Source organism: Paenibacillus pini JCM 16418 (assembly GCF_000576305.1).
Lineage (GTDB): Bacteria > Bacillota > Bacilli > Paenibacillales > Paenibacillaceae > Paenibacillus_AQ > Paenibacillus_AQ pini.
Genome location: NZ_BAVZ01000002.1, coordinates 165,211 through 180,307 on the forward strand (window position 1 = coordinate 165,211; position 15,097 = coordinate 180,307).

Here is a 15,097-nt window from a genome sequence, read left to right on the forward strand (position 1 = left end):
GGAGGCAGTGAATATTATGGGTGGATTTTTTGGGCAATATGGTGGTGCTTATGTAGCGGAAACGCTGATTCGTAATTTGGAGGAATTAAATAAGGAATATGAAAGAATTAAAGATGAACCGGATTTTAGAGAAGAAATCTCTCTTTTATTGAAAAATTTCGTAGGCCGACCCACTCCAATTACGAAACTTCATCGTTTAACGGCAGATTTAGGCGGAGCCAAAATTTATTTGAAGCGTGAGGATTTAACTCATACCGGAGCTCACAAAATTAATAATGCCTTAGCGCAGGCAGTTCTAGCCAAACGAATGGGTAAAACTCGGATTGTGGCTGAGACAGGCGCAGGTCAGCACGGCGTTGCTGTCGCAACAGCTTGCAGTCTCATGGGACTTACTTGTGTCGTGTACATGGGGGCGGTAGATGCTGAGCGTCAAGCACCGAATGTACAACGGATGAAGCTACTTGGAGCTGAGCTTCATTTGGTTCATAGCGGTCAAAAGACGCTCAAGGATGCCATAAGTGAAGCAATTCGTGATTGGATAACGAATGTAGAAGATACTCATTATTTATTAGGTTCAGCTGTGGGTCCAAGCCCGTTTCCAGATATGGTTCGTGATTTTCAATCTGTTATCGGAGATGAAGCGAGAGCACAGATATTGGAGGCTGAAGGACGCTTGCCGGATTATGTAATTGCCTGCGTAGGAGGAGGAAGCAACTCCATTGGCATGTTTAATGCTTTTCTAGAAGATGCTGAGGTGAAGTTAATCGGTGTTCAAGCCGCAGGAGAAGGACTTGAGACGGGCAAACATGCCTCTCCTTTAATCAAGGGAACCCTTGGCGTAATTCAAGGTAGTCTAACCTATATGCTTCAGGATATAGATGGCCAGATTCTGGAGACGCATAGTATAGCTCCTGGTCTTGATTATCCGGGTGCAGGTCCACAGCATAGTTATCTTAAGGATACGGGCAGAGTTGAATATACCTCTGTAAATGACCGTGAAGCACTGTTAGCTTTTGAAATGTTATGTCGCAAGGAAGGTATCCTTCCTGCCTTAGAGTCTTCTCATGCCGTCGCTCATGCACTGAAATTAATTCCTTTAATTCCTCAGGGGCAGGAAGCTATCATACTCGTTAATCTTTCCGGCCGGGGAGATAAGGATTTAACGCAGGCCATTGCTGCGCTGGACCAACTTAAAGAATTGGAGGTATTACAATGAGCCGAATTGATAGCATGTTTGCTCGTTTACGAGAAAAGAGGGAGTGTGCTCTTATTCCTTATATTCCAGTCGGTTATCCGACAGCTAAAGAATCGGAATCTCTGATCCGTGCGATTGCGGAATCAGGGGCGGACTTGATTGAACTGGGGGTTCCTTATGCTGATCCCTTGGCGGATGGACCGACCATTCAGGAAGCAAGTCTCGCAGCCGTTGAGAATGGAATTAATTTGAAATCCTGCTTGTCCATGGTACGAAAGCTACGTGCTTCTGGTTTAGAAACTCCGATTGTCTTGATGGGATATTGCAACTCTTTCCTAGCTTATGGGTTGGAAAAATTAGCTGAGGAAGCGAAGTTGGCAGGCGTGGACGGATTTATTATTCCTGACTTGCCTTCACTATGGCAAAGCCTTGGGTTCAAATTTTCGAATCTAGATCATTACAAGTGATTTTTTTTCTAGCTCCAACGACTAGTGAGGAACGTGCTTCTGCTGTAGTAGAGCAGGGCAAGGGGTTCTTGTATTGCATATCTGTAGCAGGTGTAACGGGTGAAAGAGAGTCACTACCGGAGGAGCTACCCAAGTTTATTAAACAAGCTAGAACGGTTACGTCACTACCTTTAGCTGTAGGCTTCGGTATTTCAAATGAAAAGCATGTACGGGAAGTAAGTGAATATGCAGACGGTGCTATTGTTGGGAGTGCACTGATTAATGTGATTAAACAAGCTCCCCCTCATGAAATTGAAGCAGAGGTGCGACGTTTCATTCTCAAGATGAAGCAGGCAACACGTAAAGCAGCAACCCCTATCTAAATAAGAAGGAGAATACGATGGTTCGGATCAAAATATGCGGTTTGACTAGTAAAGAATCAGCATGGGCTGCCGTGGAAGCGGGAGCGGACGCGGTGGGATTCGTATTTGCGAGTGGTAGACGTAGGGTGAGTCCTGATCATGTTAGAGAGATTATCAGATCCATTCCTCCTTACGTCACAACGACAGGTGTTTTTGTCGATGCAGATTTGAATGAGTTAAACCATATAGCAGAATATTGTCAGCTTGATGTGCTACAGCTCCATGGCAACGAATCTCCAGAATATTGTAAATTAGCAGTTCGTCCCATAGTTAAGACATTGCACATTCATGGCGAAGAGCATGATCTAATTGGTGAGATGAATAAATATAAACCTGGAGCTCGCGCAATTTTACTAGATACGTACGTCGCCGGTGAGTCAGGTGGAACAGGTAAAGCTTTCCCATGGGAACATGTTAAAGAATTACATTTGAACGCATCGATTATTCTTGCTGGAGGACTTCATTCTGGGAATGTAGCCAGTGCAATTCTCCAAACGAATCCCTTTGCTGTAGATGTCAGTAGTGGAGTGGAAACTAATGGTGTTAAGGACTCCTTCAAAATGGAGGCATTTGTGAGGGCTGTTAGAGAATGCCACGTTGCACAAAGGTTTTTGATTTAAAGCGTATGAAGGAGGTTTATCAAATGCTTCAATCATTGATTATTGGATTTGGACGAGCGGGGAAGGGATTACATCATCATTGTCTCCGCAAGGCGTATCAACTAGGTAGTCATGCAGACCTTTTCAATCCTCATGTAGGTGTGGTTGATCCTAAATTTGCGGAAATAGGCTCATCCCAGCCTAATGTAACGAGTTTTTCACATATGGATGAAGTGCAGGGATTCGAGCCAGCGAATACGGTGGTGCATATCTGTACACCTCCGGAACTTCACACCAACGCGCTGCTTGAGGTCGTTCAGCGGGGTTATCGCATGATTATTATGGAAAAGCCGCTGACTACAACGGAGAAAGAGTTAGAAGTAATACGAGATATTCAGAATATCTATCGCTGTGAAATTTTGGTGGTCGCTAATTGGTTATCTAGTTCACTAACGCGCAGCATCCATGCTCTGATTAAATCGGGTATTTATGGGTCTCTCCGTTTTATAACGGCAGAACAGAATAAATCACGATTATCACGTACTTTGGCGAATCCAAGCCATCATAATGCCTTTGATGTTGAAATTCCTCATCTCGTTGCCCTAGCTTTATTACTTGGCGGTAAAAATGCACAAGTTGTTCAATCAGAGGTCCGGGATATGAGAATAGGTGAGCATGTTATTCCGAATATGGGCATGGCTACCTTGACATTACATCAGGATGACGCTTAGTCTCTAGACTGAGTTCGAACTTGGCCACGCCGATCCGGAAGCGAAGAATTCAATTGAATTTTGATAGCCATGTCGTGTTTGGTTATTATCCTTCTGCACAGGACGACAGTCATTCTTGGCTTGAAATCTGTGATGGTAATGGCCATGTAATTGAAGAAAAGATTCTATATGATGATCCGCTATCTGCCGTATTTATCGAGTATTATCAGTATTTTCTTGGTGTTGGCGAGAAGCCCGTCAGTGATCTCGATTTCAATTCGAGAGTGGTGACGACGATTAGTCAGGCGAAGAGAAAGTGTGGTTTATTGACACCAGAAGCAGCGTTGTCTGATGATAATCTGGCCTATTCTATGGCTAATATGGGGTGAGCATATGAGTGTAGCTTTTTTCTCAGGGGCTAAATCTTTTAAGCAGCAATGGCCTCTTATTTCGGCAAGACTGGATCAAGTCATTGATGATGGCAAATTTACAAATGGTCCTGCGGTTCAGGAACTGGAGCAGAAATTAGAAGTGTTTACAGGTGCAAAGCATTGTATAGCTGTTGGAAATGCTACCGACGCTTTGATTATTATGCTTCGCGCGGCAGGTATTGGTGCTGGAGACGAAGTGATTGTTCCGTGTTATTCCTTCTTTGCTTCCGCATCAAGTATTGCGCATGTCGGAGCTATACCTGTTTTCTGTGATATTGAAGAAGGTACTTACATGATCGATGTGAAACAAATAGAACAATGTATTACCGATCGGACGAAGGCGATTATGCCCGTGCATTTGTTCACTCAGATGGCGGATATGACGGCGATTCGAGAAATTGCAGAACAGCATCAATTACTGGTGCTGGAGGATAGTGCCGAGGCAATTAGTATGTTCCATAACGGAAAACATGCGGGGCTACTCGGTAATGCGGGTGTTATTTCCTTTTTTCCGACAAAAACACTAGGAGCTATCGGAGATGCTGGACTCATTTTAACAGATGATGACACAATAGCAATGGAGGCACGTCGTTTACGTATTCATGGACAGGATGAGGGTATTCCTTATATTCACCAAACCGTTGGTTACAACAGCAAGATGGACGATATTCAGGCAACCATTTTATTAGTTCGACTTGAATTTCTTCAGCGGGAAATTGCCCGTCGTGCTTATCTAGCAGCTTGCTACAACCGGGAACTTGCGGATATTAAAGAAGTGTTTACCCCTATGATTAAAAAGCATGCGGATGACGCAACAAATGCTGTGTACTATGTTTACCTCATAGAAACAGATGAACGGGACAATCTGGTTGCCCATTTAAGTCTCCATGAAATAGGAACTGAAGTGTATTATCCATATCCACTTCATTTGCAGCCATGCTTCAAACATCTTGGTTATCAGACGGGGGATATGCCTCGCGCGGAGCTGGCTGCGCGCAGAGCTGTAGGTCTACCGATGTATCCAGATATGACGGAAGAGCAGGTAACCCTAGTATGTGAGCAGATCCGTAGCTTTTTCGGAAAGGGGAATGAGCATGAACGTTCCATTCTTTAATTATGCGAGCCGGTATGCAGAGGATCGAGAAAAGATCAAGGACATCGTATATCAAGTTGGTATTTCAGATAACTTTATTCTGAAAGAGCGAGTCGTGGAGTTAGAGGATGCGATCCGGCAATATACGGGTGCAAAACATGTAATCGCTGTTGCTAATGGTACAACCGCGCTTACGATTCTTCTTCAAGCGATGGGGGTTGGGCCAGGAGTCGATGTTCTTACACCGGCATTCTCATTTATTTCCACAGCAAGTACGATCGCGCTGCTTGGGGGCACGCCTGTTTTTGTAGATGTAGATCCTCTGACGGGTATGATGGACCCCAACGACTTGGAGAGAAAAGTGACTCCCGCAAGTAAGGTTGTGATTCCTACACATTTGTTTTCAGTTATGGCAGATATGGAATCGATTCATGAAATAGCACAGAAGCACAACCTAGTCGTGCTGGAAGACAGCGCTGTAGCGCTCGGAGCCCGTCAGCAGGGAGCCATCGCCGGAATTATGGGGAATGCCGGTCTCTATTCTTTCTTTCCCGCGAAGCCACTCGGCGGAATTGGAGACGGTGCGGTTATTGTCACTAACGATGATGAGCTGGGGCGGATCAGCCGCATGCTTCGTAATCACGGTCAGGATGGCATTACACGTTTCTATCATCATTTACTTGGATATAACAACCGGATGGACGAGACTGCGGCTAGTTATTTATTACATAAGCTGCGGCGATTTGATGATTTGCTGAATAAGCGGCGTGAGATAGCCGGACTTTATAATGAAGCATTCAAGCATTTGGCGCCTATGATTCAGGTGGTGACCGATGCTCATGAAGAGCGTGTGTATTACACCTATGTGATACAGGCTGAGAGACGAGATGAGCTAAAGGAGTTTCTAGAGTCGCGTGGCATTGAAACGCAAATTTATTATCCTACAGCTTTACCACTTCAGCCTGCATTTGCTTATTTAGGACATCAGGCGGGAGACTTTCCGAATGCGGAAGCTATTACAGGTAGATCGCTTGCTCTGCCGCTGTATGCAGAGATGCCGAGTGAGCATGTGCAGCAAGTGATTATAGCGGTTGTAGATTTCTACGCTAGGGTGAATGTTCATGCTTAACTCTGCACATACCGTATATTCAGGTCTTAGTGATGAAGCAGGGGCAGATTTGGATGTACAAATCGAAGCCCATGTGCAACTGGGATGGAGCGAAATTGAAATTCGTACAGTGGGTGGTCAAGCTTTAAGTGACATAGATGCATCTACTTTTGAAAAGATCGCGCGTAGAATTCGTGATGCCTCTCTCAAAGTTACGACTGTCGCTTCGCGGATTGCGAATTGGGAGAGACCTATAACAAGTGATTTTTCAATGGATATCGAAGAACTAAACATAATCTCGGACCGCATGCATCTTCTTGGCTCCAAGTATGTAAGAATCATGTCCTATCCAAATGACGGTTTGTCAGAAAGTGAATGGCAAAAACGTGTAATGGAGCGTATGCATCACTTAACGGAGATAGCTAAGCAGGCCAATATTGTTCTAGTGCATGAGAATTGCTCGGGCTGGGCGGGTAGCGATCCACAGCGTGCATTGAAGCTAGTTGAGGAAGTAAACAGTCCGCATCTACGCCTGCTATTTGATACAGGGAATGGTATTGCCTACGAATATGATACTTTTGATTATTTAACTCACGTATGGAAATATGTTGAACATGTCCATATCAAGGATGGAATACTGGCCGAAGGTAAGGAAGTTTACACGTTCCCTGGCGAAGGCAATTCGAGAGTGAAGGAATGCTTGATATGGCTGCTAGAGCATCAATATAACGGAATCATATCGATTGAACCGCATTTGCATCTGATTCCACATTTACGTCAGAATCCAACTTCTAATCATTTAAAAGATTCCTATGTTTCTTATGGTAGAAAGCTAGAGCGTGCAGTCGAAGAAATTCAGATTCATAGTACTAGTCAACAAGTCTAGCAATAACCGGTGCAGACGAGAGGATGATTATAGTCATGAACCCTTTATTTACACCGGAGTATGCCAATCTGTTCATGAGGCTTCTCCATATCAATACGATTTCTCCTATGGAAACAAGGCAAGTATCAGAGATTGCAACGGCTCAGGAGGAATACGCGAAATTTGCAGTGGAACGTACTGGGGCTGATATTGTATTTCATGGTTCTCCAAATCCAGAAGAGATGGACACCAGTATCTTTCCACTGAGCATACTAGAGTGCGCTGCCGAAATGGGAACGAGCTTCTGGGAGTCTCAGCCCAATATGGTATTGCGATGGGGACCAGAACGCCCGCCAGAGGATACAATTATGTTTAACTTCCATATGGATACCGTCGATGGTCTTCTACCCATATCCTTTGAGAATGGACGGTTCTTGGGTCGTGGAGCTGTTGATATGAAGGGGCCAGGTGTTGCACTTCTTGCTGGGATTGAAGGGGCTCTTAGAGAGCATCCAGCATGGCCTGACGAGTTCTCACTCCTCGTTCAGTGTGTCTCTGGTGAAGAAGGTGGAGCAATGGGCGTCTACGGAACGAAGCTGTTGTCAGATCAAGGATGGCTGGGTTCCCTCAATTTATTTGCTGAACCTTCAGAGGGTGTTTATTTTGACCACTCTACGACCTCCATGACAGCACGGATTGAAGTTCACGGTAAGGATTCGACGGATGATGCTCCTCAAAGAGGTCATAATGCCACTTTGTTGTTGGGTTATTTGGCGGAACGATTAGTTACTCTTCTAGCTGCTCCAGTTACAGCCTTTGGGGGAAAAATATGTCTAGCTGGGATTCATACTGGCCTAATGCACAATAAGGTATATGGTTCTGGTCGATTGCTACTGAATTTTGCTTACCGTTCAGATGCAGGCGGAAGACACATTCGAAAGCTTGTAGAGGAGGCCTTGAATCTACTGCTGAATCAGTTCAAGCATGAATTTTACGATATGGATTTGACACGTAATACGGCGAAGTCGGCCAAAAAGATTTGTGAGCTGACTTGGGTCAAGCAAGGGTTACCCGTTCTAAGCAACCGACATCCGGAATGGGAAGCATTTCTGAATGGCATCGGATGGACACGTAATTCAACAGAGAAGATGGAGCAGGCGTTTACCTGTGATGCCATGTGGTCTCAGCGTAATGGGAATTATACGGTCGTTTATGGTCCTGGTGGATTAGGTAGCCATGCAGCCCACGCCGAGGGTGAATTTATAACAGTAGATGAACTTGAACAATATGCACAGGATATAAAAAATCTGCTAACAACGTATTTTGTACATCGAAGAAATATGAAGGAACTGGATGTGATCAAGGAATATGGATAAGCAGGTGAAGGTAAAAAAGGATGGTTTGAACCATTTTGTAACTGGCGTGTTTAAAGCTTGTGGAGTAGATGAAGAGAGCAGTCAAATGGCAGCAAACGTGCTTTGTTACGCAGATGAGAATGGCTTTGACACGCATGGTGTTACTAATTTGGAACGAATTTATGTGGCCCGTCTGCTGGATGGAAGAGTAAATCCATCGGCGGAGCAAACGGTTGTTGCTGAATCTGTGGCTACCGCCGTTATCGATGCTAATCATGGCTTAGGTCTTTCGGCTGGAGTGAGAGCTATGGAACTAGCTATTGAGAAAGCAAAAAAGGCAGGCATTGGTTGTGTTGTTGTTCGCAATTCGTCCCACTTTGGCAGTGCTGGCTATTATACGGGACAAGCACTACAGGCAGGATGATTGGAATGGCTATGACGAATTTGGGCACTCAGACCATCGCCAGACCCTTGAACGGTAAAGTGAATATGCTGGGAACGAATCCAATTGCAATGAGCGCACCTGCACAAGACCTTCCACCTTTTGTTCTAGACATGAGTACTACTGTTGTAGCGACGGGAAAGATTCGTTCGGCTGAGCGTCGAGGCGAGTCTATACCTGAAGGATGGCTTGTGGATGATAATAGCTTGCCTGTGACCGATCCAGCAGCTTTTGATGAGGGAACGGGACATCTACAAATGCTGGGCGGCTCACTTGCCACTGGTGGTGCAAAGGGATATGGACTTGCGTTAATGGTCGACATTCTATGTGGGGTATTGTCTGGAGCGAGTGTAGGTCCTGATTCAAGGCTTTTAGAAAAGGATAGTGAGAATACGGGCCAGGAAGACCAGAATATTGGACATTTCTTCTTAGCAATTCAGGTGGATGCATTTAGGCCAAAAGATGAATTCAATTCTCATATGGATCAAATGCTCCAGACGCTGTTAAGTTGCCCACCTGTTACTCCAGAGAAGAAGGTTGTTTATCCGGGATACATGGAGGCTACGGCCCGCAGCAATACAGATGAAGTTACGATGGATAAGACGGTATTCGAACAGCTTAAGAAATTGGCAGCGGAACTACATGTTACCCCGCCAGCTTCCGAGGAATTGGTTAACGTACGATAAAAAAATATGCGAATCGGGAGGAAATTCATCAATGAAAATTCGGGTCGGAATCATTGGAATGGGTGTTATTTCTAAGTTTTATGTCCATGCCTTTCAGAACAAGCTAGACAATCCTGTTTTAACGGCAGTGTGCGATTTAAGTGAAGAGCGGCTAATTCCATTTGCTGAGGAGGGCATTCCTTGTTACCAGGATTATAAGGAGCTTCTGAAAAGGGATGATATTGATGCAGTCATCATTAATGTACCAAACGATAAGCATTATGAAATATGCCGAGAGTCGCTACTTAGCGGTAAACATGTATGCTGTGAGAAACCTATGACCATGAATTTGGCTGAAGCAGATGAATTGGTTCAAGTATCTATTGCAGCAGAACGTACCATGTTTACAGCTTTTCACCGGAGATATAACGTTCACTTCTTGGATGCTCTTAAGGAAATAAAGCAAGGTGATGAAATTGTCAGTGTGCAAGCAAGTTATTTAGAAAAGATTGAAGAGCATGCTGGAGATGACCAGTGGTATCTTCAGCCAGAACGCTGCGGAGGAGGCTGCGTGGCAGATAATGGTCCAAATGTATATGATACGCTAGCGTTTTTCCTTGGACGACTTGAAGTAGTTTCGGCTGCTATTTCTCGCAACGAACATGGTATTGATATGGAAGCAAAAGTAGAGTTAATTACGGACTCGGGAATTCCCGTATCTGTTCACTTGGACTGGGCATATCCTAATGGCGAGCATAAGGATGTCATTATACAGCTAAAGAGCGGTAGAACCATTGTGGCTGATATGCTGGCTGGATTTACAGCATTTAAATCATCGCTGTTCCATGAATACGAGGAAATATTGCGGGATTTTGCAAGTCAAGTGCTCTCTAATCGTTGTCATGGAGAAGATGGAAGAGATGCCGTACGACTTGTCCAAGATACGTACCAAGCGGAGCCTATAACGATATGATTCAGACAGTGAAGCGAACGGTGAAGCGAAAGGTGGATGGAGCATTTGTGGCTCTATTATTTCATAAACAGCAAGAGCGGGGTATGAGACTTATCGAGTTTGAGACGCGCTGTGTTCAGGCCGGGGAAATCCACGAAATCGTCACGACAACGCATCATGAGGCAGAGAAGGGCGACCGGATCGATCGTGTGGGTTTCCTTGGTTTTGCTGAAATGAAGTGTGGAGGAGTGATTGGTCGAGGAGATGCAGTCATGATCCAGAATCAAGTCATTGGGCATGTGCTGGGATTCGATGATTGTCATTTCCCCAATCACTATAACATCTTGATTTCCACACAAGAAACGATGATGGCGGATGATCTGGAACTTGAAGTAGAGATGCTAATTTCATTTGGAGCAGGTAACTGAGATGAGGGAGTGAAGCTAAATGAACCTTTTAAGGATGATCCAGAATAGAGAGGCACGCATCGGAGTTATCGGTATGGGTTACGTCGGGCTGCCACTTGCTTTAGCGTTTGCTCGTGAGGAATTTGCTGTAACAGGTATCGACCTTAGTGTGGATAAAGTTCAATCAATCAATAATGGAAAGAGTTATATTTCAGGTGTGGATGATATCCATGATGTAGTAGAAGCTGAATTATTCCGTGCGACATGTGATTTCTCCGTCATACGGGATCAGGATGTGGTTATTATCTGTGTACCAACCCCACTTAGTAAGAATCAGGACCCCGATTTGTCGTATATCCGGTCCGTCGTAGTGGAATTAAAGAATTATATGAGGCCAGGATCTTTGGTCATTCTGGAAAGTACAACGTACCCAGGAACAACCGAGGAGTTAATTGCTAATGAATTGCTTCTACTTGGATTGAAGCCAGGGGTGGATTATTATCTGTGCTACTCACCAGAAAGAGTGGACCCAGGAAACAAAACCTACACCATATTAAATACGCCAAAAGTAGTTGGCGGGATGACTGCTACATGTCTTGACCTCGGTGATGCACTTTATTCAGCGATCGTCACACGAACAGTGCGAGTATCAACGACCAAAGCAGCGGAGATGTCTAAGCTCTTGGAAAATACCTTCCGCAGCGTGAATATCGCTTTTATCAACGAAATAGCTTTACTTTGCGACCGAATTGGTATCAATGTGTGGGAAGTTATTCAGGCTGCTTCTTCTAAACCATTCGGTTTTATGCCCTTTTATCCCGGCCCGGGTATTGGAGGTCACTGCATCCCACTCGACCCGATGTATCTATCGTGGAAGGTGAAGGGTGAGAACTTCTTTAGCCGTTTTATTGAATTGTCACAGGATTTGAACCGGAATATGCCCCGTTATATCATGCAGAAAATTGGTGATGTCTTAAATGCTAGAGGGAAAAGCATTAAAGGGTCCCGTATTTTACTCTTGGGAATGGCATATAAACCGGATGTAAGCGATTGGCGGGAATCTCCTGGACTTGAAATCTATGAATTACTTGAAGAAAAAGGGGCCATATTGGTTGCCAATGATCCTTTTTGTGAACATGTTCGTACAGAAAAAGGACATGTTGTACAGGTACAGAAGACGATTGATCCGAAGGATTTGACGGAGTATGACTGTGTTGTGTTACTAACTGCTCACTCCGTTTACGATCTATCGATCATTGCTAATTCGGGTGTAACGATTCTGGATACGCGAAATGCATTCTCCGCCTTTGATATACCGACAATCATCAGAATTGGAGATTCAATGTCCATTGTGAATGAACCAAGCCTAGTCAGAATTTAAGAGACTCTCATGACACAGGAGGAACGTAATGTACAGACAAATTAAAATGAGCCCTCAAGTTGAAACCCATTTAGATGGGGTTAAGGTCTATGGTTTACATCTTCATCTCACGCCAGTAGATCCAGATGCCAAGCTAGAGTTCAAGAAGGAATGGGATGAAATCCATTCGAAATGGCGCGGGAAGACTAAAGCAGAAGTGGCTTCTGAACCACTTATGGCAGCCTATCAAGAGTTTTATCAACGTATAGGTCTTAATCCTAAAAAATATCCTCCATCGGTTCAAAACTTAATTCAGCGTTTCTTCATCAAAGAGGACCTGGAGAGACTTCCATTAATCCATCCTATTGTCGATGCGGTAAATGTAGCTGCCTTGCAGCATTTAGTTCCACTAGGTGTGTTTGATGCAGAATGTGTAATCGGAGATATCCATTTGACCTTCACACAAGGTGGCGAGCCATTCCAAGGTCTCGGTGAGAGCGAACTTGAGGCACTATCAGAAGGATTATTAGTACTTGCTGATGATGATAAGGTACTGTCCAGGTTCTGTTATCGAGATGGCGAGTCGCAGAAAATCACTCCTGATACGCATACGATCTGGCTTCTAGGCTGTCAGGTACCGGGTGTAGCAGAAGATGTTGTTAAGGATTCATTGGCGGCTGGACTTGATTACTTGAATCGTGGTTACCGCTGTGAGAAGCAGCTGATCAGCGTAGATTGAAGGGAGTACACCGTAATGAGGAATGGTAATAAACGTGATACTTTTTTACGTCGTTACGATATAGCCATCTGGATCAGAATTTTGGGCAACGCGTTAAATGCCATGACAACATTCATTATAAGGCCATTTCTGGCGATCTATTTATATGATAAGCTTGGCGGCTCTTTAGTCAGCGCTATGCTTGTTATTGGACTACAACCGTTTGCTGCGATGCTTACAGGTATCTTTGGAGGAGGACTCAGTGATCGTTTCGGACGTAAGCCCGTGATGATTACGGCCGTACTTATACAGGTTCTCGGCCTGGGGGCATATACGATGGCAGATAGCGTATGGGCCTTTGCTATCATTACCGCCGTTATGGGGGTAGGATCTGCCCTATTTGCACCCGCAGCTAATGCCATGATTTCAGATGTTGTGGAACCAAAACAACAGACCGAAGTATTCGCTTTACTGCACACAGCTTCGAATGTCGGGGCAGCTTTTGGTCCAGCTATTGGATTACTATTGTTCCAATGGAACAGTACCATCGTTTTCTTAACCAGTGCCGTTATTCTTCTAGTTTATTTGTTATTAGTGTTCCTTAAGGTGCCGGAGTCGCTACACCGAATTGTGAATCAGGGGCAGCATGAGCCTGTAGTGCAGGCTAGTGGCCGTTTCATGGATCATAAGATTCTGTATGGCATGACCTTGTTGGCCATGCCAATTGGGCTTATCTATGCGTTAGTGATCTCGATTCTGCCGTTCCACTTATCCGATCACTTTATGCGCGCAGCAGATATATTGGCTTCACTCATGACCTTTAACGGCATCCTGGTAATTGGATTACAGCTTTGGCTCACGAATAAAACTCAGCATATGCTCGCCTACCGAATCATTGGGATTTCCTATGCTTTGTATGCTGCAGTTGCTTTTGGTTACGGCTTTTCTCGCTATATTGCACTTTTATTTATTGTAGAATTTATTTTCTCCATTGGCGAAATGCTGGTTGGACCTCAGCTTCAGAAAGAAATATCGGAGCTTGCGCCTGAGGGGAAAAGAGGATTTTACTTCTCCATTTTTGGATTGCACATGCAGCTTCCGTTAGCATTTGGCCCCGTTATAGGGGGTCTAATTTACACGAGCTGGAAGGGTACTGTCATGTTTATGCTTCTCGGAGTACTATTCGCCTTATCTGGAGCAGCACAGTTTATCCTAATTCGTTGGCTTAGAAAACGACGTATGAAGGATTCTCATGTGGATTCAAATGTGCGAATTAAACGAAAGGAGGAAAGTTTATCCATATAACCCCATATACAAGTATAGCGCTCCTGCGATAGAATATCGGCAGATATGAAAACAGGTGGCGTAATACGAATAAGGGGTGGAAACAAGCATGAAGGGTTCCATAAAAGCGTATATAGCAATGTCCATAGCAATGACAACAGTAGGAAGTTCAATCGTGGTGGGCAAATGGGTTACCCAGATGTTTCCTGTATTTTTGGCCTCTTTATTAAGGTTTGGATTAGCAGCTTTGCTGCTTATAGGTATACTTCTGATTAAAGAAGGTTGGCCTAAATTAACAAGAAGAGAGTATCTTCTTTTACTGTTGCAAGCTTTAACAGGCGTCTTCTTATTTAATATATGTTTATTAGTTGGACTTAAACGAACGCCGGCAGTCGAGAGCGGAATTATTACTAGTACTACGCCGATGGCGATTTCGCTGCTCTCCTTATTTTTTTTCAAAGAAAAGATGTCTTTAAAATCGTGGATTGGCGTCATTATGGCTGTCATCGGGATCGCTATAATTCAAGTACTTGATGCTGGCTCGGAAGCTAGTAGTTCTTCAGGATTTTCGTGGATTGGATACACACTCCTTTGCGCAGCAGTCATTAGTGAAGCGTTATTTACTCTAATCGGTAAAAGCTTAACTGGCGCATTATCAGCTCTTGCCATCACAACCTACGTAACCTTATGGGGATTTGTATTATTTCTCCCGATGGGCATCTATCAGGCTGTTTCTTTTGATTTCAGTAAGCCCATCTTTACGGACTGGATTTGTTTAGCTTATCTTGCCATCGTCGTTACCGTCATTGGCTTCGCACTTTGGTATTCCGGTATATCGTCAGTATCGACAAGCATTTCGGCCTCTTTTACAGGAATTATTGCTGTCTCTTCTTTAATCCTTTCAAACTTGCTCCTTCACGAACCGATGGGCTGGAATCACGTACTCGGGATGGTGGTTGTTATAGGTGCTATTTTATTTACAGCACAGTCGGAGAAACCATCGAAATCTATCGACCGGGTGTATGAGAATGGAATGTGAATACAT

16 protein-coding genes and 1 pseudogene are annotated in these 15,097 nt (G+C 44.3%); all 17 read left to right on the top strand.

The features are described 5' to 3' along the window. The first annotated feature begins 16 nt into the window (after positions 1–16). The 17 genes and pseudogenes from trpB (at position 17) to JCM16418_RS04170 (ending at position 15,091) form a co-directional block, all read left to right on the top strand. Positions 17–1,216: a tryptophan synthase subunit beta gene (gene trpB, locus JCM16418_RS04095; RefSeq protein ID WP_052020040.1), complete on the top strand. Its 1,200-nt coding sequence runs from the start codon at positions 17–19 to the stop codon at positions 1,214–1,216. Next, positions 1,213–1,662 carry a tryptophan synthase subunit alpha gene (gene trpA / locus JCM16418_RS26245; protein ID WP_201769749.1) on the top strand — a complete coding sequence of 150 codons (450 nt, stop codon included), beginning with the start codon at positions 1,213–1,215 and terminating at the stop codon, positions 1,660–1,662. Before trpB ends, trpA (JCM16418_RS26245) begins: the two co-directional genes overlap by 4 nt. Continuing rightward, positions 1,659–2,024 carry a tryptophan synthase subunit alpha gene (gene trpA / locus JCM16418_RS26250; RefSeq protein WP_201769750.1) on the top strand — a complete coding sequence of 122 codons (366 nt, stop codon included), beginning with the start codon at positions 1,659–1,661 and terminating at the stop codon, positions 2,022–2,024. Before trpA (JCM16418_RS26245) ends, trpA (JCM16418_RS26250) begins: the two co-directional genes overlap by 4 nt. 17 nt (positions 2,025–2,041) lie before the next feature. Then, a complete protein-coding gene (locus JCM16418_RS04105) occupies positions 2,042–2,683 on the top strand; it encodes a phosphoribosylanthranilate isomerase (protein ID WP_036646462.1) in 642 nt (213 codons plus the stop codon). 23 nt (positions 2,684–2,706) lie between these two features. After that, a complete protein-coding gene (locus tag JCM16418_RS04110; protein WP_036646463.1) occupies positions 2,707–3,393 on the top strand; it encodes a Gfo/Idh/MocA family oxidoreductase in 687 nt (228 codons plus the stop codon). Positions 3,394–3,413: 20 nt separating this feature from the next. Continuing rightward, positions 3,414–3,761: a hypothetical protein gene (locus JCM16418_RS04115; protein WP_036646465.1), complete on the top strand. Its 348-nt coding sequence runs from the start codon at positions 3,414–3,416 to the stop codon at positions 3,759–3,761. Between the two features lie 4 nt (positions 3,762–3,765). Further along, complete coding sequence (locus JCM16418_RS04120) at positions 3,766–4,917, top strand: DegT/DnrJ/EryC1/StrS family aminotransferase (RefSeq protein ID WP_052020041.1); 1,152 nt, start codon at positions 3,766–3,768, stop codon at positions 4,915–4,917. Beyond that, positions 4,898–6,025 carry a DegT/DnrJ/EryC1/StrS family aminotransferase gene (locus JCM16418_RS04125; RefSeq protein ID WP_036646468.1) on the top strand — a complete coding sequence of 376 codons (1,128 nt, stop codon included), beginning with the start codon at positions 4,898–4,900 and terminating at the stop codon, positions 6,023–6,025. The genes JCM16418_RS04120 and JCM16418_RS04125 overlap by 20 nt, the downstream gene beginning before the upstream one ends. Continuing rightward, entirely contained in the window at positions 6,018–6,890 is an 873-nt protein-coding gene (locus JCM16418_RS04130; protein ID WP_036646470.1) for a sugar phosphate isomerase/epimerase family protein, read from the top strand. Before JCM16418_RS04125 ends, JCM16418_RS04130 begins: the two co-directional genes overlap by 8 nt. Positions 6,891–6,925: 35 nt before the next feature. Then, the gene (locus JCM16418_RS04135; RefSeq protein WP_052020042.1) at positions 6,926–8,245 is read left to right on the top strand and encodes a M20/M25/M40 family metallo-hydrolase; all 1,320 of its coding nucleotides are present in this window, start codon (positions 6,926–6,928) and stop codon (positions 8,243–8,245) included. Further along, positions 8,238–9,352 (top strand): annotated as a pseudogene (locus JCM16418_RS04140) (Ldh family oxidoreductase). Before JCM16418_RS04135 ends, JCM16418_RS04140 begins: the two are co-directional and overlap by 8 nt. A gap of 31 nt (positions 9,353–9,383) precedes the next feature. Next, a complete protein-coding gene (locus JCM16418_RS04145; protein ID WP_036646472.1) occupies positions 9,384–10,304 on the top strand; it encodes a Gfo/Idh/MocA family protein in 921 nt (306 codons plus the stop codon). Continuing rightward, positions 10,301–10,711 (top strand): DUF6917 domain-containing protein, encoded by a 411-nt coding sequence (locus tag JCM16418_RS04150; RefSeq protein WP_036646474.1) that lies wholly within the window; start codon positions 10,301–10,303, stop codon positions 10,709–10,711. The genes JCM16418_RS04145 and JCM16418_RS04150 overlap by 4 nt, the downstream gene beginning before the upstream one ends. 34 nt (positions 10,712–10,745) lie before the next feature. Continuing rightward, positions 10,746–12,071 (top strand): nucleotide sugar dehydrogenase, encoded by a 1,326-nt coding sequence (locus JCM16418_RS04155; protein ID WP_242403708.1) that lies wholly within the window; start codon positions 10,746–10,748, stop codon positions 12,069–12,071. Positions 12,072–12,099: 28 nt separating this feature from the next. Continuing rightward, the gene (locus tag JCM16418_RS04160; protein ID WP_036646480.1) at positions 12,100–12,789 is read left to right on the top strand and encodes a B3/B4 domain-containing protein; all 690 of its coding nucleotides are present in this window, start codon (positions 12,100–12,102) and stop codon (positions 12,787–12,789) included. A 15-nt stretch (positions 12,790–12,804) separates the two neighbouring features. Next, complete coding sequence (locus tag JCM16418_RS04165) at positions 12,805–14,073, top strand: MDR family MFS transporter (protein ID WP_036646483.1); 1,269 nt, start codon at positions 12,805–12,807, stop codon at positions 14,071–14,073. 88 nt (positions 14,074–14,161) lie between these two features. Beyond that, the gene (locus JCM16418_RS04170; protein WP_036646486.1) at positions 14,162–15,091 is read left to right on the top strand and encodes a DMT family transporter; all 930 of its coding nucleotides are present in this window, start codon (positions 14,162–14,164) and stop codon (positions 15,089–15,091) included. Positions 15,092–15,097 lie beyond the last annotated feature (6 nt).

Bases quoted from the DNA above. Each gene is read 5' to 3' on its own strand.
- JCM16418_RS04160 (WP_036646480.1), top strand. From the start codon at position 12,100: ATGTACAGACAAATTAAAATGAGCCCTCAAGTTGAAACCCATTTAGAT.
- JCM16418_RS04120 (WP_052020041.1), top strand. From the start codon at position 3,766: ATGAGTGTAGCTTTTTTCTCAGGGGCTAAATCTTTTAAGCAGCAATGG.
- trpA (WP_201769749.1), top strand. From the start codon at position 1,213: ATGAGCCGAATTGATAGCATGTTTGCTCGTTTACGAGAAAAGAGGGAG.
- JCM16418_RS04145 (WP_036646472.1), top strand. From the start codon at position 9,384: ATGAAAATTCGGGTCGGAATCATTGGAATGGGTGTTATTTCTAAGTTT.
- JCM16418_RS04170 (WP_036646486.1), top strand. From the start codon at position 14,162: ATGAAGGGTTCCATAAAAGCGTATATAGCAATGTCCATAGCAATGACA.
- JCM16418_RS04125 (WP_036646468.1), top strand. From the start codon at position 4,898: ATGAACGTTCCATTCTTTAATTATGCGAGCCGGTATGCAGAGGATCGA.
- JCM16418_RS04110 (WP_036646463.1), top strand. From the start codon at position 2,707: ATGCTTCAATCATTGATTATTGGATTTGGACGAGCGGGGAAGGGATTA.
- JCM16418_RS04165 (WP_036646483.1), top strand. From the start codon at position 12,805: ATGAGGAATGGTAATAAACGTGATACTTTTTTACGTCGTTACGATATA.
- JCM16418_RS04155 (WP_242403708.1), top strand. From the start codon at position 10,746: ATGATCCAGAATAGAGAGGCACGCATCGGAGTTATCGGTATGGGTTAC.
- JCM16418_RS04130 (WP_036646470.1), top strand. From the start codon at position 6,018: ATGCTTAACTCTGCACATACCGTATATTCAGGTCTTAGTGATGAAGCA.
- trpB (WP_052020040.1), top strand. From the start codon at position 17: ATGGGTGGATTTTTTGGGCAATATGGTGGTGCTTATGTAGCGGAAACG.
- JCM16418_RS04150 (WP_036646474.1), top strand. From the start codon at position 10,301: ATGATTCAGACAGTGAAGCGAACGGTGAAGCGAAAGGTGGATGGAGCA.
- JCM16418_RS04135 (WP_052020042.1), top strand. From the start codon at position 6,926: ATGAACCCTTTATTTACACCGGAGTATGCCAATCTGTTCATGAGGCTT.
- JCM16418_RS04105 (WP_036646462.1), top strand. From the start codon at position 2,042: ATGGTTCGGATCAAAATATGCGGTTTGACTAGTAAAGAATCAGCATGG.